Origin of the sequence: Caulobacter sp. HMWF025, from assembly GCF_003060965.1 — a bacterium.
Taxonomy (GTDB): domain Bacteria; phylum Pseudomonadota; class Alphaproteobacteria; order Caulobacterales; family Caulobacteraceae; genus Caulobacter.
The window spans coordinates 1-21,453 of sequence record NZ_QAII01000119.1 but is presented as its reverse complement, the minus strand read 5'-3'; the positions used below and the strand labels follow the sequence as shown (position 1 = coordinate 21,453).

Sequence of the window (21,453 nt, the reverse complement as noted above, 5' to 3'; positions counted from 1 at the left end):
GGGTCTCGCTGGTCGGCGTGATGAACTGGGTCTCTGCCCTCGAAGGGGCCTTCCCGGCCCTGAAGGCTTCGGATCGGGTCGAGTACGGCGATATCGATGACCCGTCCGATCGGGCTTTCTTCGCCAGCATCAGCCCGATCAACAATATCAAGCGGATCCGGACGCCGCTTGTCGTGGTCCACGGGGCCAATGATCCGCGCGACCCGACAACCGAGTCCGATGCCCTGGTCCAGGGCGTTCGGGCCAACGGCGTCGACGTGCTCTACCTGCGTTTTGCCGATGAGGGGCACCGGGTCTCGAAGGTCGCCAACCAGGTCCATATGTGGAACGCCATCGGCGACTTCCTGTCGGCGCGCTTCGGCCTGACCCCCTGAGCGTCATCGGCTAGGGCGCGGCGCGGCGGACGACCTGGCCGGGTCGGGCCCCTGTCGCCGCGCCGCCCTGGAAGACGACCACACCATTGACCCAGACCCTGTCAACACCGGTCGCCAGGGCGTTGGGGTGTTTGACATCGGCGTGGTCGGTCACGGTTTGCGGATCGAGCAGTACCAGGTCGGCAAACGCACCGGGGGTGATGGTACCGCGTCCGGCGATGCCCAGCTGTGCCGCCGTCTGGCCTGTCATTTTGTGGACGGCCTGCTCCAGGCCCAGAACCTTCTCGTCCCGGACGTAGAGCCGCAGGATCTTGGCGAAGGCTCCAAAACCCCGGGGATGCAGGCCGTGGGTCATGCCGTCGGAGCAGATCACCGAATGGGGCCAGGCGATGAAGGCCGCTATATCCGAGGGCGTCATCGCGGTTCCGATTACGGCATCCACATGATCCACCTCAGGATGGGCCAGGCGGTAGGCCTCGGCCTGTCGGGTCAGGGCCAGATAGGTTTCGGCCGGGTCGGCTTTCCGCTCGGCGGCTATGTCCGCAATGGTCTTGCCGACCAGTGACGGATCCGGCGCAAAGACCGCCAGACGCATGCCGGCCGGGGTGGTCAGCTTGGTCAGGGCAAAGCGGGCGGCGGCCAGATCCTCGAAGTCTCGCTCGGGCAACAGGACAGCCAGATTGCTCTGCCAGTACTCGTAGGGATAGACGTCAGCGGTGATGTCCACCCCCTGGGCGCGGGCGGCGTCGAGCCTGGCCAGGATCTGCGGGGCCTGCCCCCAGCGGTCGACGATGGCGATCTTCAGATGCGAGATCTGCACCGGCAGACGGGCCTCGCGGCCGATGGCGATGATCTCGTCCAAAGCCGCATCCAGCTTCACATCTTCACTGCGCAGGTGGCTGATATAGCGGCCATGGCCCGCTGCGGCGGTCTTCGCCAGGGCCATGACTTCGGCCGGGGTCGAGTAGATGCCGGGGTCATATTCAAGACCCGTGGACAGGCCCAGCGACCCGGCTTGCAGATCAGCCGCAAGCTCTGACTGCATCGCACCGATCTCTGCCGGCGTAGCGGGGCGCTTGTAGTCCTGGCCCATGGCGTGCTCGCGCAGGGTGCCGTGGCCTGTGTAGGAAGCGACGTTTATGGCCAGTGGTGTCTTCTCCAGCTGGCTGAAATAGCGCCTCACAGGCAGGGCCGACTCGCCGTCCTGGCCGGTCACGATGGTGGTCACGCCCTGGGCCGTGAGCGGGATCATGTCCGGCGTCTGCTCGGCCTGACGATCATGGTGGCTGTGCGCGTCGATGAAGCCCGGGGCTAGGACGAGGCCGTTGGCGTTGACGATCGTGTCGGCTGCCCCCGGGGTCAGGGTCCCGACGGCGGTGATCCGGTCTCCGTCCAGTCGCACACTGATCGCCCGGGCGGGGGCTCCGGTACCGTCCACGACACGGGCCCCGACGATCAGGGTCGAGGCCAGCGCTGAGGAGGTCATAAGCAGGCCCAAGCCCAGCCCGGCGAGGGTGCGGGTGAGGTAATGCGTCATGACGGGGCCCCTGAAGATACTCGTGTAAATCATAGTCTGACCGCGCGAGGGTTTTCGCTGTTTCCCGCCGTGTGAGCGGCAGGATCGTGGGCGCGCCGCCCGATCACGGCCTTACCTTCGGCAGCATTTGCGCTAAGCAGGACAGGGACCTCAGTGGGAAAGACCGGATGACGGCGAACGATCAGCGCAAGGACATCGACCGCATCGATATCAAGATCCTCGCCCTCCTGCACCGGCAGGGCCGGGTGACCAAGGCGGCGATGGGCGAGGCGGTCGGCCTGTCGGCCTCGCGCTGCTGGGAGCGGATGAAGAAGCTCGAAAAGGCCAGGATCATCCGGGGCTATCATGCCGAGGTTGATCTCGGTCGGCTGGCCAAGCTCTCGACCTTTGTCGTCCAGATCAAGCTGACGGACTATTCCTATGCCAAGGCCAAGACCTTTGAGGCCGGCATCGTGTCCGACCCCAATATCGTGGCCTGCCAGGCCGTGCTCGGCGATGTCGACTATCTGATCACCGTGGCGGCCTTCGGGATCGAACACTACCAGGCGATCATGGAGCGCCTGCTCGACACCCTGAACGTGCCCTTCGACTATGTGACCTTTCCGGTGACCAAGAAGCTCAAGGGGGAGGCGGGCCTGGACCTGGCCCGGCTGCTGGCCACGGCTGAAGATCTCGACGACTAGGGTTTGCGGCGCTTAGCCCCACAGCGCAGCGGGCGGTGGGCGTAAGGTCGCGTTGCGATAGCCGAAGCCGTGCGCGATGTCCTGAACCAGCTGGATCGGGCAATCCAGGTCGATGATCTCGCAGGCCTGGGCCACCAGCAGGCCCGGAGCGATCCCCAGGGACGTGCCCTCCATGCAGCCCACCATCAGTCGCAGCCCCCGGGCCCGCGCCGCGTCAACCAAGGCCAGGGCCTCGGTCAGACCCCCGCACTTGTCCAGCTTGATGTTGCAAAAGGCATAGCGACCGACGAGCCGATCGAGATCCCTGCGGTCATCGAAAGATTCATCAGCGCAAAGGGGAACATCCCCCTGATAGTCCAGAAGGGCGTCGTCCTGGCCCAGAGGCAGCGGCTGCTCCACCAGTTCGACCCGCAGGGCCGACAGCGTGGGCGCATAGGCGTTCAGCTGTTCCAGCGTCCAGCCCTGGTTGGCGTCGGCGATCAGGCGCGCCCGCGGGGCCGCCTTTCGTATGGCCTCCAGTCGGGCGAGGTCTTGCTCGTCGCCGAGCTTGACCTTCAGGGACGGGAAGTCGCCGACCCAGCGCGCCGCCTTGGCCGCCATCGCACCCGGACTGTCCATGCCCAGGGTCACGAAGGTTTCGACCGGGTGCAGCGGGTGAAGCCCGGCCCGAACGGCCACCGGCACGCCGGTTAGCTTGGCTTCAAGATCCCAGAGGGCGCAGTCGACGGCGTTGCGCGCGCCACCGGGTGGCAGGCGCTCGGCCAGACCGGTCAAATCCAGGGCGCGGCCCGCCTCGAACTCCCGGGCCAGGGCTTCGACCTGAACCAGCATCGTCGCGGGCGTGTCGCCCAGATAGTCGACCCCTGCGGCTTCGCCCCGACCGATCACGCCGCGCGCCTCGACCTGCACACTCAGGACATTGGCTTCGGTATAGACCTGCCGGGCAATGACGAAGGGCTCGGTGAGGGCGTGGGCCTCGACCCGGGCAGTCAGGCGCATCAGGCCGCGTCCGATCGGGCCCGTCGGGCCAGCAGTCCGTCGACGATGGAGGCGACGCCGGTGCGCACCGGATCGCAGCAGGGCAGGCCCAGCGCGGCCTCCGTCTCTCTCAGACAGGCGTGGGCGGCCTCGGGGGACAGGCGGGACGTGTTGATGCAGATCCCGCCCATGCGCACCGCTGGATTGGTCAGTGCGGCCAGGCTCAGATTCAGGGCGATGGCTTCAACGAGGGACGGGGTGGGGAAGCTTTCCAGGCCGTCAATGGCCGTGCGGGTGGCGTCATGGCACAGCACCAGCACGTCCGGCTGGCTGCCGTGCAGCAGGCCCAGGGTCACGCCGGCATAGGCCGGGTGGAACAGCGACCCCTGACCCTCGATAACGTCCCAGTGGTCTGGTGCGGCATCGGGGCTGAGCCGCTCCGCCGCCCCGGCCACGAAGTCGGAGACGATGGCGTCGATGGGGACGCCCGAGCCGGCAATAAAGATTCCCGTCTGGCCGGTGGCCCGGAAATCCGCATCGACGCCGCGCGACTTGAGTTCCTGCGTCAGGGTCAGGGCTGCATACATCTTGCCGACGGCGCAGTCGGTGCCCACGGTCAACAGCCTCATGCCGGTCCGTTTCTCGCCCGTGCCCGTGACACTGAAGGCCGGGGACGGATTTCGCGCTTCATACAGACGACGGCCCAGTCTCTTGGCAGTCTCGGCGACCTCCGGAAGATCGGCCATGCGTGTATGCAGCCCCGAGATCAGGTCGAGACCGGCCTCCAGAGCCTCGATCAGCACGGCTTCCCAGTGCAGCGGGATATAGCCGCCCGCATTGGCCACGCCGATCATCAGGGCCCGGGCTCCGGCGGCCTGGGCCGCCTTCGGCGTCATGTCGGGTAGGCCGAGATCGGCCTCGCACCCCGGCAGTCTAAGCTGGGCCAGGCAGGCATCCGGCCGCCAGTGCGCCACGCCGGAGGCGGTCTTGGCGCTGACCCGGTCCACGTCGCCGAGGAACATCAGGCAGGGGTAGGGCAGGTCCAAGGGAGTACCTCTTGATAGGCAGAAACGGGCGTGGCCGGCGTTGGGGCTAGCCAAAGCGGGGGCTGAAAGAGCGGGGCAGGACGACAGAGGCCTGGGCCTGTTTCACGCCGGACATGGCCTGGATCCTGTCCACCGTACGCTCCAGGTCGTCGGGCCTTGGGGCCTCGACCACGGCGACGAGATCATAGTCCCCGGTGATCTGGTGCAGGGCCGTCAGTTCGCTCATCTGCGACAGGCGGTGACTGACGTCGGCGGTGTCGCGCGGGGCGACCCGGATCATGACATGGGCCCGAAGGGCGGCATCACCGCGATCGGCGGCGACGCCCAGAAAACCCGGGCCGGCAATCTCGACGGCGATCACGGCTGTACTCCCTGACTCTTCGGGAGACAGTTTAGGTCGCTACCGGCCTCGAAAAATGCCGAGTTTGGGTTGCCTTGCGAGGGAAACCTTCGCGGGGCCTGCTCAGCGCAGGATCTTCGTCGCCAGAAGGATCGACGAGGTTGTTCGTTCGACCCCATCCAGCGCACCGATCCGGTCGATCAGCGTATTGAGCTCGGACACGGTCTCGGCCTCGATCAGGGCGATGAGGTCATATTCGCCGCTGATCGCATGCAGGGCCGAAAGCTCGGCGATCGCCGCCAACTGCTCTTCGGTGGCCTTGGCCAGTTTCAGCTGGACCTTGATCATCACCTGGGCGCGGATCAGCCGCCGGTCATAGTCGCTGCCGAGCCGAACCGTGTAGCCCTGGATTATGCCGTCCTGCTCGAGGCGACTGAGGCGCGCATAGATGTTGGCGCGTGACAGGCCCAGGTCTGTGGCCAGCTTGGTCACAGGCTGCCGCGAGTCCTGCCGCAGCATGGCCAGGAGTTGCCGGTCGGCCTCGTCCAGGTTCTGCTCGTCCGGCTTCATGACCCGTTCCCCGGAAATGTTGCGCTTTTCAGCCTCATTGTGGCGAAGCCTCATTGCTGTAGATCGCTGTGCGGGGCGAGGGTAGGGCCGACGAGATAGCCCCGCGATACATGCCCAGATCGTTCATCCCGAAGGCCGCTCGGCCCTGGCCGTCCATGGCGATCAGGCCGCCATCGCCGCCGATGCGGGTGATCGAGGCCATGGTCTGGTCGGCGGCGGTCTGCACGTCCTCGCCCTTCCAGGCGAGACGGTCACAGACCTGGCGCGCCGCCGTCTCGCGGATGAAGTACTCGCCCGAACCGGTCGCCGAGACGGCGCAGACGCCATCCCGGGCATAGGTGCCGGCTCCGATGATCGGGGTGTCTCCAACCCGCGCCCAGCGCTTGCCGGTCATGCCGCCGGTCGAGGTCGCAGCGGCGACATGTCCGGACTGGTCAAGGGCCACCGCACCCACGGTGCCGAACAGGTGGGTCGGGTCGAGAACCGCCTGGTGATCCTTGCGCCAGGTCTCAAGCTGCTTCCAGCGTTCCTCGGTCCGGAAGTAGCCCGGGTCCACCTGTTCCAGACCCTGCTCGCGAGAGAACTGGTCTGCCCCTTCGCGGGTGAGCATCACATGCGGGGATTTTTCCATCACCGCACGGGCCAAGCTGATCGGATTGCGGGTGCGGGTGACGCCCGCCACGGCTCCGGCCTTCAGGGTGGCCCCGTCCATGATCGAGGCATCCAGCTCGTTGCGGCCTTCGGCGGTGAAGACCGCACCCTTGCCGGCGTTGAACAGCGGGTTGTCCTCCAGCGTCCGGACGACGGTCTCGACCGCATCGAGGCTGGATCCACCCGCCTTCAGAACCCGGGCCCCGGCTTCGAGCGCGGCCTCCAGTCCGGCGCGGTAAGCCTTGTCCTTCTCAGGCGTCATGGCCGACCGGTCCAGAACGCCCGAGCCGCCATGAACGGCCAGGGACCACTTGCCGTCCGCCGCCATGGCCGGAGCGGATGCTGCGCACAGTGCGAGAACCAACAGGCTGATGGAGCGGATCCTGGAATACATCATCGCAAATCTCGTGGGCCCTGAGGAAGCCGTCGGGTGGGAGGAGCCGTCGCTGTCGATCAGCGATCGCTGCGGATCAGTTGCCCATTCCTGACCTCTGCAGTCAGGGTGAAGGCGGGTTGGGTGACCTGAAAGGTCTTGAAATCGAGTGTGCTTCCGGGACCGACCCCGATGATCGGGAACGGGGCATAGGTCAGGGGCTTGCCGGCGATGATGGTCGACGGGCGCGCCATGGGGCGCACCAGCCAGGCCGCGCCCGGGCCATAGAAGCGTCCGATTCCCTGTCCATCGATCAGCAGGGCGGTGCCCTCGTCGATTCCGAGGCCGGTGATCTGCGGATCGTCCTCTTCCTGGATCAGGCGGCCGACAAAGGCTACCAGCCGGCCCTGACGGTCCCGTTTGTCGAAATGACTGTCGGTAATGACCTTCGAGAGGAAGGGCAGGTGCAGGAAGTCCCGCACCAGGGTGACGCCCGCCGCCGTGGGGTTCTGCAGCGCTTCCGGCGAGGTCATGCTGATCGAGTCGAGACAGCCGTAGGAATAGCCACCCAGGATCGCCAGGCCGGCACTGGTGCCGCCAATCGGCTTGCCGGCCTTGACGTGGGCGTCCAGTGCCTTGTTCAGGGCCGTACCCTTCCAGGCGCGGATATAGTTGCTCTGGTCGCCACCGCCGAAGAAGATCCCGTCCGCACGGGCGATGATCGCCAGAAGCTTCGGATCCTCGCCGGCATCCTCATTGTGGATCACCAGGGTCTCGACCGAAGCCACGCCGCCGACGTCCTTGTAGATCTCGTCCTGCAGTTCGCGGCCGCCCCGGGCGCGCAGAACCACGATGTGGCCGCCGCCGGACTGTTTGACGAACTGCCGGAACGCCTCCAGCGGCCAGTCGCCCCCGCCCATCAGGGCCAGTAGCGGGCCGGTCTTGCCGGGTGTCGGCGCGGCGATGTCGCCGATCCTGTAGTAGTCATAGCCTGGGCCGACGGCGTCCGGGCCCTGGCCCGGCCCCTCTGCGGCTCGCGCTCCGACCGGGAGGAGCAGGGCCGCTGCCAGGGCCATCGCTGAGAATCGAGCCAGCATGTTTTCCGTTCCTCGCCTGTCGGGATCCTGTTGGCACGCCTTGCGCCGGTTCAAGCCCTCGGTGCCAGTTTCGAAGGTCATCGCCGCCGTTTCCCGCCTTGTGCCGCCGATTGATGCGTCGGGACCTAAAGCTGCACGCTGAGCACAGTGTGTCTACATTTTCTGACAGATTGCTCTTTTTGGCTTTCAATTTGTTTGGAATGCAATCCAACATCACGTGACTTCGGGCGAGCAACCCGATGCCGGCCGGACCGCGCAAGCGGAGGGCCTGATCACAAGAGGGGATGAAGATGAAGATGCATCTGCTGAGGGCCAGTGCCCTGGTCGGCGCCGCCGGCCTGATGATCTCTGGTCAGGCTCTGGCCCAGTCCGCGCCGCAGACCGAGGAGACGGCCGTCGAGGCCCTGGTCGTCACCGGGTCCCGCATCCCCCGCATCGCCAACGAAGGTCCCGCGCCGGTCACCGTCATTACCAGCGAGGCCATCAAGGCCGCCGGCTTCAACAGCGTTCCCGATGTCCTGCGCAGCCTCACTCAGAACGGTGGCGAGACCCAGACCCAGCAGTCCTCCAGCGGCGCGGACTGGACGCCTGGAGCCCAGCAGGTGGACCTGCGCGGCCTCGGCCCCAACCACACGCTGGTGCTGGTCAATGGCCGTCGCATCGCCGACTTCCCCCTGCCGTTCAACGGCAAGAGCGCCTTTACCGACACCTCCTCGATCCCGCTGGGCATGATTGACCGCATCGAGGTTCTGAGCGGCAGCGCTTCGGCCGTCTATGGCTCGGACGCCATCTCGGGCGTGGTGAACTTCAATCTGAAAAAGAAGGCCGACGGCACGATCGTCGACGTCACCTTCGGCGGCCTTGAGCGCGGCGGGGCCAGCAGCCAGCGCGTCAACGTCTCCAGTGGCTATTCCAAAGGCGACTTCGACCTGGTGATCGGCGGCGAGTTCGTCAACCAGAAGCCCCTTTGGGCCTATGATCGCGACATCCAGGACAGCACCAAGGACGCGCCGACCGCTCGCGCCCGCATCGCGCGCCGGGACTTCCTGCGCATGGATCCGGATGCCGAGGTCTATCTTGATCCGGGCCGCGCCACCTGCGCCAGTCTGAGCAAGCTGAACGGCGGCTCGGTGGAATATGCCAGCCGGCCGGGCTGGGGCGACTATGATCCCGACCTGGATGACTACGGTCCGGGCTACTACTGCGGCAGCTACAGCTCGATCGGCTACGGCACCATCATCAGCGAGCGCAAGAGCGCCAATGTCGTGGCCTCGCTGAACTATGCCAAGACCGACACCCTGGCCTTCTTCGCCGACATCTCGGCCGGTTACAGCCGCACCCGCCAGTTCCAGGACGTGCTGGACTGGGAATACCAGGATGCCAACGGCAGCGAAGACGGCATCTTCTACAACCAGTTCGACGGGGCCCTGGACTTCTGGCACCGCAACTTCACGCCCGAGGAGATGGGCGGCTTGAGCAAGGGCTATATCAAGAACGTCTCCAAGACCTTCAGCATTACGCCCGGCATCAAGGGCGCGCTGGGCGGCGGCTGGGACTACGAGGCCTTCTACAATTTCAGCCAGTACAAGGCGGCGATCAGCTGGCCCAAGGTGGTGACCTCCAAGGCGACGGCCTTCTTCCTCGGCAAGCAGCTGGGTGTCGATGAAGACAGTGGCTATCCGATCTTCAACGCCGATCCGGCCCGGCTCTACAGGCCGCTGACCGTCGCCGAGTACGACTCGATCACAGCGCGCACCACCTACAAGCCGGTCGCCCGCCAGCAAGGGCTGTCGTTCCAGGTCAACAAGGCTGACCTGTTCACCCTGCCGGCCGGCCCGGTCGGCTTTGCCGCCGTCGCCGAGCTGGGCAAGCAGTCCTACAAGCTGGGCCTCGATCCCCTGGCCACCCAGAACTATTATTACGGCCTGCGCGACGCTGACGGAAATGGCTCGCGCAAGCGCTGGGGTGCCGGCTACGAGTTCCGCGCCCCGTTGCTCAAGACCCTCGAACTGAGCACCGCAGGCCGCTACGACGGCTACAAGTACGGCGGCAACTCCATCGACAAGTTCACCTACAATGGTGGACTGGAATGGCGGCCCCTCAAGACCCTGCTGGTGCGCGGGGCCTATGGCACGGGCTTCCGGGCCCCGGACCTGCACTATGTGTTCGCCAAGGAAGGCATCAGCCATCCGTCGGGCACCGACTACTACCGCTGCCGCAGCGAGGAGCCTGACGAGGACATCGGCGACTGCAGCTATGCGGGCGAGGGCCTGGTCAAGGTCCGTCTGGGCAATGCCAAGCTGAAGCCGGAGACCTCCAAGTCGCTGAACTATGGTGCGGTCTGGTCGCCGGTCCGCAACTTCGACATCTCGGTCGACTATTTCCGCGTCCAGCTGGACAATGCCGTCCTCGACATGAGCCTGGACAGCGTGCTGCGCCAGGAAGCCGACTGCCGGTTGGGCAAGACCAGCGCCGGAACGGCAGTCAGCGCGACCTCGCCCACCTGTGTCGATGCCCTGAAGCGCGTGGCCCGCAACCCGCTGACGGCGGCGATCAACCCCGGGGCCATTGCGACGGTGACGATCAATCCGATCAATGTCGCCACAGAAGAGACCAGCGGCGTCGACGTCGCCGCCCACTATCGCTGGCCGACCGAAAGCTTCGGCACCTTCAACTTCGGCCTGACCCACACCTGGGTGCACAAGCACACCAGCCGGCAATATCCGGGCGATCCGATCGAGAACCAGCTGGCCTTTGACAGCGGCTACTACATCCCGCGCTCCAAGAGCACCGGCTCGATCAACTGGACCCTGGATCGCCTGACCCTGGGCCTGCATGGCCAGCGGCTGGACCGCCTGCCCAACTATGCCGAAGAAGGCTGGACCAAGGAGACCTATCTCTACAACGCCACGGTCCAGTACGACCTGAACGACACCACCCGCATCAGCCTGGCGGTCGACAACCTGCTCGACAAGGACCCGCCACGCGACCCGACCTATTCGGGCTATCCCTACTATGACACCTCGTGGTTCGACTCGACCGGCCGCAGCTACTACCTGCAGCTGACCCACAAGTTCGGCGGGGCGGGCGGGCTCTAGTTTCTGGTCTTGCGGGGCGGCTCTCCGGTCGGGAAGCTGCCCCGTTTGGCGAAAGGGGGCCCCGAGGCTGGCATTCTGCCGTCAGCCGCGCTAGCAGACCGCCCCATGATCCGCCTCGACAACATCTCCAAGCAGAACGGCCACCAGATCCTGTTCATCGAAGCTTCGATGGGCGTCCAGAAGGGGGAGAAGGTCGGGCTCGTCGGTCCCAACGGGGCCGGCAAGACGACTCTGTTCCGGATGATCACCGGCCAGGAGCAGCCTGACGACGGCCTGGTCACCATCGATCCCGGCATGACGATCGGCTATTTCAGCCAGGACGTCGGCGAGATGTCGGGCCAGAGCGCCGTCGCCGCCGTGATGGACGGCGTCGGCCCGGTCAGCGCCCTGGCGGCCGAGATGGCCAAGCTGGAAGCGGCGATGGTCGATCCGGACCAGGCCGACCGGCTGGATTCCGTCATGGAGCGTTATGGCGAGGTGCTGGAGCGCTTCCAGGAGCTGGACGGCTATGCCTTGGAAGCCCGGGCACGGGAGGTCCTGGCCGGCCTGAGCTTCAGTCAGGAACGCATGGATGGCGATGTCGGTCTGCTGTCGGGCGGCTGGAAGATGCGCGTGGCCCTGGCCCGCATCCTCTTGATGCGGCCCGACGGCATGCTGCTGGACGAACCGTCCAACCACCTGGACCTGGAAAGCCTGATCTGGCTTGAGGCCTTCCTGAAGAACTACGACGGCGCGTTGCTGATGACCTCGCACGACCGCGCCTTCATGAACCGCATCATCGGCAAGGTGGTCGAGATCGATGCGGGGTCGCTGATCACCTATTCGGGCGATCTCGACTTCTATGACCAGCAGCGGGCGCTCAGCGAGCAGCAGCGCCAGGCGCAGTACGAGCGCCAGCAGGCCATGCTGGCCAAGGAAATCAAGTTCATCGAGAAGTTCAAGGCGCGCGCCTCGCACGCTGCCCAGGTGCAGAGCCGGGTCAAGAAGCTCGACAAGATCGAACGCGTCGAGCCGCCGCGCCGTCGCCAGACCGTGCAGTTCGATTTCCGCAGCCCGCCGCGTTCGGGCGACGACGTGATCAGCCTGAAGAATGTCTACAAGGGCTATGGCGACCGGCCGATCTATGACGGCCTCGATTTCCTGGTCCGCCGCAAGGAGCGCTGGTGCGTCCTGGGGGCCAACGGGGCCGGCAAGTCGACCCTGCTGAAGCTGGTGGCCGGCGACACCACGCCTGACGCCGGCACCGTCAGCATCGGGGCCAGCGTGCGGATGGGCTATTTCGCCCAGCACTCCATGGACCTGCTGGACGGCGAAGAGACGATCTTTGAGTCGCTGGACGGATCCTTCCCGCAGGCCGGCCAGGGCGCGCTGCGCACCCTGGCCGGATGCTTCGGCTTCTCCGGCGACGATGTCGAAAAGCCCTGCCGCGTGCTGTCCGGAGGTGAGAAGGCCCGGCTGGTCATGGCCAAGATGCTGTTTGATCCGCCGAACCTGCTGGTCCTCGACGAACCGACCAACCACCTCGACATGGCGACCAAGGAAATGCTGGTCGCGGCCCTGGCCGATTTCGAGGGCACCATGCTGTTCGTCTCGCACGACCGCCACTTCCTGGCGGCCCTGAGCAACCGGGTGCTGGAGCTCACGCCCGAGGGAATCCACCAGTACGGCGGCGGCTACACTGAATATGTCTCGCGCACCGGGCAGGAAGCGCCGGGTCTGCACCCGGGCGGCTAGGCCCTCAAAGTCCTGAGCCGGGTTTCATCCCAAGGCCTGCCTGTTTTCATAAGGCCCGGGCCCGGCGCTTTGAGGCTATCAAAACCCCGCCGCCCGACGGCTGTCTGCTCGCGCCTGCGACGCCTTTTCGGTGTCTTTTTGTGGCTCACCAGAGACAGCGGTGCCCGAATAATCGTGCCTCATGATCATCAACGGCAAGAATCTCCGGCCGAATGCCGGGACACAGCTTGTCAGCGGCAACGATTTCTGTAGCGTCGCAGCGTCACAGGAACATCAAATTCATGCGGCCTTCGCATCAGGTTCTCGTGCGCCGGTCTGTTCAGTTTCATCTGAAAGACTGGTTCAACGAGTGATTGCTCCCCGACCGTAATGCGGTCGGGTCGATGGTGCCTGAGGCACCGCCAGGATCCAGTCCAGGACTGATCATGCGTCCGCTTGCGCCTTGTCGCACGCGGAGTCGCGCCCCGACCCTTGCCTGTCATCTCGCACATCAATCCGCGCGTGTCCTCCCGGGATGAGTGTCCCGCGCGGCCGGGGGTATAGATCTATGAAACCGCATCATCACGACCTGAGCCATGTGCTCGGGGCGATACTGGCGCTTGGCCTGGCTGCACCGGCCTTTGCCCAAACCGCGCCTGCCACGGCCAAGCCCGCCGTCGCCGACGAGGTCCAGACGGTCGAGGCCGTCACCGTCACCGGCACCCGTATCCAGGGGCTGGATCTGAAAGGCGCTGTTCAGGCCTATCAGATCGACCGGGCGACCATCGACGAGTCCGGGGCAACCTCGGTCATCGACCTGTTCTCACAGCTTCCGGCCGCCGCCGGCGGGGGCGGCACCTTCTCGACGGCCAGCGCCGGGGCGCTGTCCAGCGACACGCCGGTGGGCGCTTCGGGCGTCTCGCTGCGCGGTCTGGGGACCAGCGCGACCCTGACCCTGATCAATGGCCGTCGCGCCTCGGTCAGTGCCTTCGCACGCGGCCAGGAATCGTTCATCGACGCCAGCGCCATTCCGCTGGCCGCGCTGGAGCGGGTCGAGGTTCTTCCCAACGGCGCCTCGGCGCTCTACGGCGCTGATGCCGTGGCCGGTGTCGTCAACTACGTCCTGCGCAAGGACTTTGAGGGGGCGGAAATGACCGCGTCCTATGGCGACTCCACCGCCGGCAGCGACGAAGGCCGGTTCAATGCCAACTTCGTCGTGGGCAAGGCGTTCGGTGACCACCACGTCACGGCCGTGGTCGACTATTTCAAGCGCAATGCCTTCTATCTGCGCGACCGGGAGGCTTCGCGGGACTCGGTTCGTCCCAGTCAGCAGGGCTTCTATCCCAGCTTCAACGACCTCTATTTCATGACCAACGACCAGGCCGAAGGTCCCGGAAACGGTGGCTGCGCGACGGCCGATTTCAAGGTCGGCAATCTCGGCGAATACTGCCAGGTCAACACCAACCGCTATGTCTCGTCGCAGGATCAGCAGGAAAGCCTGGGCGGCCTGATCACCCATGACTTCGCGATCAGCGACAACGTCTCGTGGTACAACGAGCTGCTGTTCCAGCACACCGAGGCCCGCGGTACGAGCTCGCCGGCGAACTTCTCCCGTGCCCCGATTGATCCGGCCAATCCCAACTGGCCGGCCGCGCTGAAGACCGAACTTATGGCCGAAGGGCGCGTGAGCCGCTTCAGCTCATTCAATGGCTTTCCGATCTTCGCCTGGGGCAAGCTGATCGAGCCGCGCGCCGTCGAGGTGGAATCCGACTCCTTCCGCTATGTGACAGGCCTGAAGGGCAAGTTCACCAACGGCTGGACCTACGACACGGGGCTGCTGTTCGGCGGCAATGACCGCACGCAGAGCGGCCTTTCGGGCCTGATCCGGTCCAAGGCCTTCTACGACGCCAATCTCGGCAACCTGTGCAGTGACGGGTCCAGCGTGAAGCGGTGGAACGTCAATCTCAGCCGGCCCAGCGCCAGCTATGTGGGCAATACCTGTGAGGCGGCGGGCAAGACCACGCTCTGGTACAACCCCTTCGGTGGGCAGACCACCCAGGCCGCCGGTCTGGACAAGCTGCTGGAGACGACGGCCGACCGCAAGGGCCGCTCGCGTACCTATTCGCTGGATGCCTCCACTTCGGGTGACCTGTTCACCCTTCGCGGACGCACGGTGAAGGCGGCTTTCGGGGCGGAGTACCGTCGCGAAACCCTGCGTGACACGCCGTCAGGCGAGGCCGTCGCGACCTCGACCAACCCTGAGCCCATCCTCGGCTTCTCCTCCACCAGCGCCCGGGCCGAGCGAGACCAGTGGGCGGTCTATGGCGAGCTCTATGTGCCTCTGAGCGACCAGTTCGACGTGCAACTGGCCGGTCGCTATGACCACTACGACGCCTTCGGCGGCGACTTCAATCCGAAGGTCTCGGCCCGGTTCAAGGCCAGCGACCTGCTGACCTTCCGCGCCAACTGGTCGACCTCGTTCCGGGCCCCGTCGCTGGCCCAGAGCGGTGCAGGGGTCCTGCTGTCCAGCTACCGTGTCGACTGCAAGGTCACCCCGGCGGCCTGTAACGGCAATGCTGCGGCAAGCGGTCAGTCGCTGCTTTCGGAAGACGTCGGCAACACCGACCTGAAGGCTGAGAACGCGGACACCTGGGGCGGCGGCCTGCTGTTCCAGCCCAATGCCGATATCGAGATCAAGCTCGACTACTGGAACATCGAGCACAAGAACCTGGTCGGTATCGCCGAGGACGACTTCATCCGTCGGGCCCTGGGCGGAGCCTTCCCGGTCAAGGGCGCGGGCCTGCTGCCGACCGGCACGCCGGGCCTGGAAGTGACCAACGGCTTCGTCACCGATGCCCACTTCCAGATCAGGAACCTGGGCTATCAGAAGACCAGCGGCGTGGACGTCTCCTACACCCAGTACCTGCCCGAGAGCGCCGCCGGCCAGTTCACCCTGACCTTCGACGCCACCTATCTGATCGACTTTGACCGCAAGGCGTCCGCCGACGCGGTGGTCGAGACGCTGGCCGGCGAATACCTCTATCCGCGCTTCCTGGCCAATGCCCGGCTGCGCTGGAAGCAGGATGCCTGGCGGGCTTCACTGGGGGCCCGCTATGTCAGCGAGTATACGGATGACCCGGACGCCCGCACCCTGGCGGCGGTGGGCCTGCCGGCCACGGCCAAGGTCAAGGTCGACAGCTCCCTGACCTTCGACACCAGCCTGAGCTATGATTTTGGTCCGCACAGCTTCGTGCAGCTCAACATCAGGAACCTGCTGGACGAGACGCCGCCCCGGGTTCTCGGGTCCAGCGCCAATGTCGACCTCTACAACCATGATCTGGTCGGCCGTTTCGCGACGGTTCGCCTGACTCATCGCTTCTGACCCTGACGTCGCCGTCGCTTCCGGCTTCCGAGCCAGGAGCGGCGGCACTTTCGAGACTCTCCCATGGACCAGTCCACTGCCGAACCCGGGATCAAGAGCAAGATCCCCGACACCTTCCTGATCCTGCTCATCCTGGCGCTGGTGGCCTTTGCCAGCACCTGGCTGTTTTCGCCCGGCCGGTTCGGGCTTGCGCCCTCGGGGCGGATCGATCCGGCCGCCTACAGTGCCGCGGCCCACCCCAAGGGCGCGCCGATCTTCGGGACCGAGCAGCAGGTCGGACTGCTGAACTTCCCGTTCGAGGGCCTGGTCACGGGCGATCGCGGCTCGGCCACCGTCGGACTGATGGCGTTCATCCTGGTGATCGGCGGCGTGTTCGGCGTCATCATGCGCACCGGAGCGGTCGATCGGGCCCTGACTGCCCTGATCGGCGATCCCGCCGATGCAAAGTCCAGGCCGGGTGAACTGTTGATCCTCGGACTTTTCGTAGCCTTCTCTCTGGCCGGCGCGGTGTTCGGCATGAGCGAGGAGGCCATCGCCATCAGCCTGATCGTCACGCCGGTGCTGGTACGCAGCGGCTATGACTCCATCACCGGCATGCTCACCTGCTACGTCGCCACTCAGATCGGCTTTTCGGCGTCGTGGATGAACCCCTTCGGCCTGGTCATCGCCCAGAGCATTTCGGGGCTGCCGGCCCTGTCAGGGATGGGCTTTCGGATCGTGATGTGGCTGGTCTTCACCGGTGCGGGCCTGGCCTATCTGTGGTGGTATGCCCGGCGGGTCCGCCTGACCCCGACCCTGTCAAAGGCCTATGCTTCAGACTCCCGCTGGCGCGACAAGGCGAGCGTCGGCGCGGTCGGCCGGTTCGGAGCCGGCGATGCCATTATCCTCGTGCTGTTGCTGCTGACCGTGGCCTGGGTGGCGTGGGGTGTGGTCGCCAAGGGCTACTATCTGGCCGAGATCGCCGCCCAGTTCTTCGCGCTCGGCCTGGCGGCTGGCGTGGTCGGCCGCCTGTTCAAGCTGGGCGGGGTCGACTCCAACGACCTGGTGCGGGCCTTCAGTGACGGCGCGGCGCAACTGGCCCCGGCCGCCCTGGTGGTCGGTGTCGCCAAGGGCATCATCCTGATGCTGGGCGGCGACAAGCCCGACCAGCTGAGCCTGCTCAACGCCCTGCTGCACGGCATGAGCGGCCTGACCGCCCTGCTGCCGACCTGGGCGACGGCCTGGGGCATGCTGGGCTTCCAAAGCGCCATCAACCTGCTGATCGTCTCGGGTTCGGGCCAGGCGGCCCTGACCATGCCGCTGATGGCACCGCTGTCGGACCTGTCGGGCGTCACGCGCCAGACCGCCGTGCTGGCCTTCCAGCTGGGCGATGGCCTGACCAACATCATCGCCCCGACCTCGGCGGCCCTGATGGGGTGTCTGGCGGCAGGCCGCCTGGGCTTTTCGACCTGGCTGGCCTTCATCTGGAAGCCGCTGGCCGGTCTGCTGGTCCTTGCGGCGGCGTTTGTCCTGGTCGCACAATTGATCGGTTACAGCTGATGCGCCCCTTGCCCGGCCTGATCCTGGCCGCCCTGATCGCCGGCCCTGCCGCCGCCCAGAGCGGCAAGCTGGTCATTGTCGGCGGGGCCCTGTCCCCGGACAATGATGCCATTCACGCTGCCTTCATCGACGCGGCCACGGCCCATGTGGCTCCGGGGGCCGCGCCGCGCTTCCTGATCATTCCGGCGGCGTCCGGTGCACCGGCCGACTCGGCCAGGGCCTTCGCCGAGCAGTTGCAACGGCGCGGCGTTGCCGCCGGTCAGATCGCCGTGGCCAGGGTGGCGGTGCGCGATGATCCCGACACGGCGGAGGTCGACGAGTCCCGCTGGGCGTCAGGTGGCTCAGCCCCGGCGGAGGTCGCCAAGGCCGAGCAGGCTGACGGCGTGTGGTTCGTTGGCGGGGATCAGGCCCGCATCGGCGCGACCCTGAAGACCGCGAAGGGCGAGGATACGCCTCTGCTGACGGCCCTGCGTGCTCGCCTGGCCCAGGGAGTGGTGATCGGCGGCACCAGCGCCGGTGCCGCGATCATGAGCGAGGCCATGATCCTGCAGGGCGACAGCCTGCCCGCCCTGCTACGGCCGCTCGGCGCTCCCGATACGGAAGATGGCGAATCCCTGGCGATGGCCCGCGGGCTGGGCTTCTTCACCAGCGGCCTTGTCGACCAGCACTTTGATCGCCGCGCGCGCCTCGGCCGTCTGGCACGGGCGGTCGCGACCCTGCCGGCGAGTCAGCGCGTCGGCTTCGGGATCGACGAGAATACGGCCCTGGTCATTGATCTGGCGCGACTGAGCGCCCGGGTGATCGGAGCCGGCGGGGTTACCGTTCTTGACGAGCGCTCGGCCCGGATCGACGTCGAGGGCGGGGGACTGCGTCTGCAGCAGGCGCGCCTGCACCTCATCAGCGGCGGTGATGTGGTGGACCTGGCGACCCTGTCGGTGACGCCGGCCAGCTACAAGGAGCCGCTCAAACCCTCGATGTCGGCCAGGGCGCGGCTGCGCGTCGCCGAGGGTCTGGCCGTACCGGCCCAGCGCCTGGACACCTGGCTGGCCGAGGATCTTGTTGGCGTGTCAGTCTCTACCCGTATCGGGCGCCCGTCCTTCCTGCCCAACGGCTCAGGTGTCAGTCTTGGCTTCGGCCGGACGTCCTCTTCTGCGGCCTATCAGGGCCGTGACGCCGAAGGGCGCGATCGCGAAACCATCGTCGACGTGGCGTTCGACGTCTCTCCCGTCCATGTCGTTGTCAGACCGTAGGTTACAGATGAGTTCTCCCCCCCATGTGATCGCCCTGCACGGCGGTGCCGGCGTTACGCCCGGGCGCGATTACCGCGAGGCCACTGACTACATGCGTGACCTTGCGGCACGTCTTTCCGCGCAACTGGCGGCCGGGGTTTCGGCGGTGGATTGTGTCGAGATCGCCGTGCTTGAGATGGAAGCCAGCGGCCTCTTTGTGGCCGGTCGGGGTTCCGCGCCCAATGCTGACGGACTGGTCGAGATGGACGCCTCGATCATGGACGGCGCGCGCCACAAGGCCGGGGCCGTCTGCGCGATCCGGGACGCCGCCAGTCCCATCGCCGCCGCGCGCCGGGTGATGGAGGCCACTCCCCATGTGCTACTGGCCGGGCAGGGTGCTTCTGACTTTGCCCGACAGCAAGGCCTTGAACAGATCATCGATCCAGCGCGGTTTTTCCGCATGCCGGTCGGTATCACGGCTGCCGACATCGAAGCTGAAACCAAGGCGCTGGCGCATGGTACGGTCGGCGCCGCAGCCCTTGACCTGACCGGAGCCCTGGCGGCGGCGACATCGACCGGCGGGGTATTTGGCAAGCGGCCGGGCAGGGTCGGCGATACGCCATTGCCTGGGGCCGGGGTCTGGGCCGATGATGACGTTGCCGTGTCCTGCACGGGCGTCGGCGAATACTTCATCCTGACCTCTGCGGCCTACGATGTCTCCGCGCGGCTGCGCTATCGCGGCGGGTCCCTTGAGAGTGCCTGCCAGGGCATGATCGACAGTGTCGGTCGCCTGGGCGGTGACGGCGGTGTCATTGCGGTCAATCGCGCCGGCCAGGTCGCCTTTGTATTCAACTCGCCCGGCTTGAAGCGTGCTGTCGCCGGGTCAAGCTTCGAGCCCTGGTCCGGCACCTAGGGGCGCTGCCGCCGACAAGGTGCAGCCGGAGTTGACCCTTCGCCCGTAGTTCGGCCGGCTCAGCCAGTCATGGCGTTCAGCGGATGGGTCTTGAACCGCGTGCGTGCGGCGTCCAGGAAAGCGTTGAGGTTGGCCGAGTTCAGCCGGCGCGCCGGGAAGACGGCGTTGACGGGAAGCCTCTCGGGCATCCGGTCAGCCAGCAGCAGGACCAGGCGGCCGGCCAGGACGCTCTCGCGAACCTGGTAGGACAGGGCGCGGGTGATGCCGAGACCGTCTTCCGCCGCAGCGATCGCGGCGTCGGCGCTATTGACCATCAGTCGCGGGCTGACCCGTACCGTCTTGCGGTCGGTATCGAACCGCCACTCGTTCGTCGCGTCGACATTCTCGAAGGCCACGACGTCGTGGTCGATCAGGTCGCCGGGCGATTGCGGCAGACCGCGGGTCTCCAGATAGGCCGGACTGGCAACCAGCACCCGGTTCACATTGCCCAGCCTCGTCGCCATCAGACTGCTGTCGGCCAGGGGGCCGATCCGGATGGCAAGGTCCACGCCCTCGTCGGCCAGGTGCACATACCGGTCCGAAAGGCTCAGCCGGATGGTCAGTTCGCTATGCTGTTTCAGGGTCTGGCTGACGATCGGCAGGACATGCAGGCGGCCGAACAGGATCGGAGCCGTGATGTTCAGCAAACCTCGCGGGGCCGCATTGGCGCCGCGCACCTCGGCATCGGCCGTTTCGATGTCGGCGAGAATGCGCCGGCTGCTGGCCAGATAGATCTCGCCCCGCTCGGTCAAACGAACCGAGCGTGTGGTGCGGTGCAGGAGCACCAGGCCCAGGCGTCGCTCCAGGTCAGCGATCGCGCGGGTGACCACCGAGGGCGACAGCCGCAATCGCCTGGCCGCCTCGGCAAAGCTGCCGTGGGTAGACACCGAGATGAAGACGCGAAGGCTGTCGAGATGGTCCATTCCATCATTGCTGAACTGGCAACAAAGACTTGTCAAATGACGGAATTATCGCGGCAGGGGTGAGGGTCTAGCTTCCTGCTCAACGACGGCAGCCGCCGCGTCCCAAACCAGGAGAGCCCATGTCCCGCATCGCCGTTCCGGCCCGCGAAGCCGCCCCCGCCGCCGCCCAGCCCCTGCTCGACGGGGTCGAGAAGCAACTGGGCGTCGTGCCCAACCTCTACCGCCTGATCGCGCTCAGCCCGGCGACCCTGCAAGGTGTCCTGGCTCTGGGTGGTGCCATGGCCAAGACGCTGAACGTCAAGACCCGCGAGCGCATCGCCCTGGCCGTCGCCCAGATCAATGGCTGCGACTACTGCCTGTCGGCCCACACCTATCTCGGCCTGAACCTGGCCAGGATCGATGCCGAGGAGATCGCCCTGAACCGTCGTGGTGCCTCGTCCGATCCGATGGCCAATGCTGCGGTAGCCTTCGCCGCCGAGGTGACCCGCTCACGCGGCCATGTCTCGGACGCCGACCTTGCGGCTGTTCGCGCCGCCGGCTTCACGGATGCCCAGATCGTCGAGATTGTCGGCGTGGTCGTCGAGAACGTCTTCACCAACTTCCTCAACAATGTCGCCGGGACCGAGATCGACTTTCCGGTCGTCCACGCTGCCGACCTGGCGTGACCGCATCGCCCCGTCGGCGGCCAAGCGCCGCCGGTGGGGCATCGCAACAGGCAGGAGAACCATCATGGCCTATGGGTTCCTTGATACCCTCGTCACGCCGGCCGTTCGCGCGGCCCAGGCCGCCAATGGCAGCGCGGCCAGCTGGAGCGCCTTTGACGGTGATCGAACCTTTGATCGGTTCACTGACAACGAAGCCGCGTTCATCGCCGATCGCGACAGCATCTACCTGGCCTCAATCTCCGAAAGCGGCTGGCCCTATGTGCAGCATCGCGGCGGTCCAAAGGGGTTTCTGAAGGTGCTGGA

The 21,453-nt window shown here is 66.2% G+C and carries 17 protein-coding genes and 2 pseudogenes; 11 read left to right on the top strand and 8 right to left on the bottom strand.

Annotated elements, in window-relative coordinates; genetic code table 11:
* Window positions 1-374: alpha/beta hydrolase family protein (locus DBR10_RS19110; RefSeq protein WP_158273159.1), on the top strand; the 374-nt coding region annotated here is incomplete at its 5' end.
* Window positions 375-384: 10 nt separating this feature from the next.
* On the opposite strand, the gene DBR10_RS12925 is transcribed toward DBR10_RS19110, so the two are convergent.
* Window positions 385-1,911, bottom strand: a complete 1,527-nt coding sequence (locus DBR10_RS12925) for an N-acyl-D-amino-acid deacylase family protein (protein WP_199223570.1) — start codon at window positions 1,909-1,911, stop codon at window positions 385-387.
* Window positions 1,912-2,078: 167 nt separating this feature from the next.
* On the opposite strand from DBR10_RS12925, the gene DBR10_RS12920 reads away from it, so the two are divergent.
* Window positions 2,079-2,594: an Lrp/AsnC family transcriptional regulator gene (locus DBR10_RS12920; protein WP_108490426.1), complete on the top strand. Its 516-nt coding sequence runs from the start codon at window positions 2,079-2,081 to the stop codon at window positions 2,592-2,594.
* Window positions 2,595-2,606: 12 nt separating this feature from the next.
* Here DBR10_RS12920 and DBR10_RS12915 read toward each other — a convergent pair whose 3' ends face one another.
* From DBR10_RS12915 to DBR10_RS12890, 6 genes are all read right to left on the bottom strand, one after another.
* Window positions 2,607-3,593 (bottom strand): dipeptide epimerase, encoded by a 987-nt coding sequence (locus tag DBR10_RS12915; RefSeq protein ID WP_108556397.1) that lies wholly within the window; start codon window positions 3,591-3,593, stop codon window positions 2,607-2,609.
* Entirely contained in the window at window positions 3,593-4,618 is a 1,026-nt protein-coding gene (locus DBR10_RS12910) for a DUF1611 domain-containing protein (RefSeq protein WP_199223569.1), read from the bottom strand. The genes DBR10_RS12915 and DBR10_RS12910 overlap by 1 nt, the downstream gene beginning before the upstream one ends.
* 46 nt (window positions 4,619-4,664) lie before the next feature.
* Entirely contained in the window at window positions 4,665-4,979 is a 315-nt protein-coding gene (locus DBR10_RS12905) for an Lrp/AsnC ligand binding domain-containing protein (protein ID WP_108505538.1), read from the bottom strand.
* A gap of 102 nt (window positions 4,980-5,081) precedes the next feature.
* Window positions 5,082-5,528, bottom strand: coding sequence for an Lrp/AsnC family transcriptional regulator (locus DBR10_RS12900; protein WP_108505537.1), 447 nt, complete (start codon window positions 5,526-5,528; stop codon window positions 5,082-5,084).
* Window positions 5,529-5,562: 34 nt separating this feature from the next.
* On the bottom strand, window positions 5,563-6,576 hold the full coding sequence (locus DBR10_RS12895; RefSeq protein WP_108490396.1) for an isoaspartyl peptidase/L-asparaginase family protein: 1,014 nt from the start codon (window positions 6,574-6,576) through the stop codon (window positions 5,563-5,565).
* A gap of 56 nt (window positions 6,577-6,632) precedes the next feature.
* Window positions 6,633-7,649: a cyanophycinase gene (locus DBR10_RS12890; RefSeq protein WP_108505544.1), complete on the bottom strand. Its 1,017-nt coding sequence runs from the start codon at window positions 7,647-7,649 to the stop codon at window positions 6,633-6,635.
* A 290-nt stretch (window positions 7,650-7,939) separates the two neighbouring features.
* Between DBR10_RS12890 and DBR10_RS12885 the strand changes: the two genes are divergently transcribed.
* From DBR10_RS12885 to DBR10_RS12855, 7 genes and pseudogenes are all read left to right on the top strand, one after another.
* Window positions 7,940-10,747: a TonB-dependent receptor plug domain-containing protein gene (locus DBR10_RS12885; RefSeq protein WP_108505543.1), complete on the top strand. Its 2,808-nt coding sequence runs from the start codon at window positions 7,940-7,942 to the stop codon at window positions 10,745-10,747.
* A 105-nt stretch (window positions 10,748-10,852) separates the two neighbouring features.
* The gene (locus DBR10_RS12880; protein ID WP_108504462.1) at window positions 10,853-12,481 is read left to right on the top strand and encodes an ABC-F family ATP-binding cassette domain-containing protein; all 1,629 of its coding nucleotides are present in this window, start codon (window positions 10,853-10,855) and stop codon (window positions 12,479-12,481) included.
* A gap of 281 nt (window positions 12,482-12,762) precedes the next feature.
* Complete coding sequence (locus DBR10_RS12875; protein WP_108504463.1) at window positions 12,763-12,834, top strand: hypothetical protein; 72 nt, start codon at window positions 12,763-12,765, stop codon at window positions 12,832-12,834.
* Window positions 12,835-13,013: 179 nt separating this feature from the next.
* Window positions 13,014-15,842, top strand: a pseudogene (locus DBR10_RS12870) (TonB-dependent receptor plug domain-containing protein); the annotation flags it as partial.
* A gap of 63 nt (window positions 15,843-15,905) precedes the next feature.
* Window positions 15,906-17,381 carry a putative basic amino acid antiporter YfcC gene (yfcC, locus tag DBR10_RS12865; protein ID WP_108504460.1) on the top strand — a complete coding sequence of 492 codons (1,476 nt, stop codon included), beginning with the start codon at window positions 15,906-15,908 and terminating at the stop codon, window positions 17,379-17,381.
* On the top strand, window positions 17,381-18,631 hold the full coding sequence (locus tag DBR10_RS12860) for a cyanophycinase (RefSeq protein ID WP_108504459.1): 1,251 nt from the start codon (window positions 17,381-17,383) through the stop codon (window positions 18,629-18,631). The genes yfcC and DBR10_RS12860 overlap by 1 nt, the downstream gene beginning before the upstream one ends.
* Window positions 18,632-18,638: 7 nt before the next feature.
* Entirely contained in the window at window positions 18,639-19,523 is an 885-nt protein-coding gene (locus DBR10_RS12855; protein ID WP_108556396.1) for an isoaspartyl peptidase/L-asparaginase family protein, read from the top strand.
* 59 nt (window positions 19,524-19,582) lie between these two features.
* Here DBR10_RS12855 and DBR10_RS12850 read toward each other — a convergent pair whose 3' ends face one another.
* A complete protein-coding gene (locus tag DBR10_RS12850; protein WP_108489566.1) occupies window positions 19,583-20,485 on the bottom strand; it encodes a LysR family transcriptional regulator in 903 nt (300 codons plus the stop codon).
* Between the two features lie 119 nt (window positions 20,486-20,604).
* Between DBR10_RS12850 and DBR10_RS12845 the strand changes: the two genes are divergently transcribed.
* Window positions 20,605-21,150 (top strand): carboxymuconolactone decarboxylase family protein, encoded by a 546-nt coding sequence (locus DBR10_RS12845; RefSeq protein ID WP_108556395.1) that lies wholly within the window; start codon window positions 20,605-20,607, stop codon window positions 21,148-21,150.
* A 64-nt stretch (window positions 21,151-21,214) separates the two neighbouring features.
* A pseudogene (locus DBR10_RS12840) lies at window positions 21,215-21,453 on the top strand (pyridoxamine 5'-phosphate oxidase family protein); the annotation flags it as partial.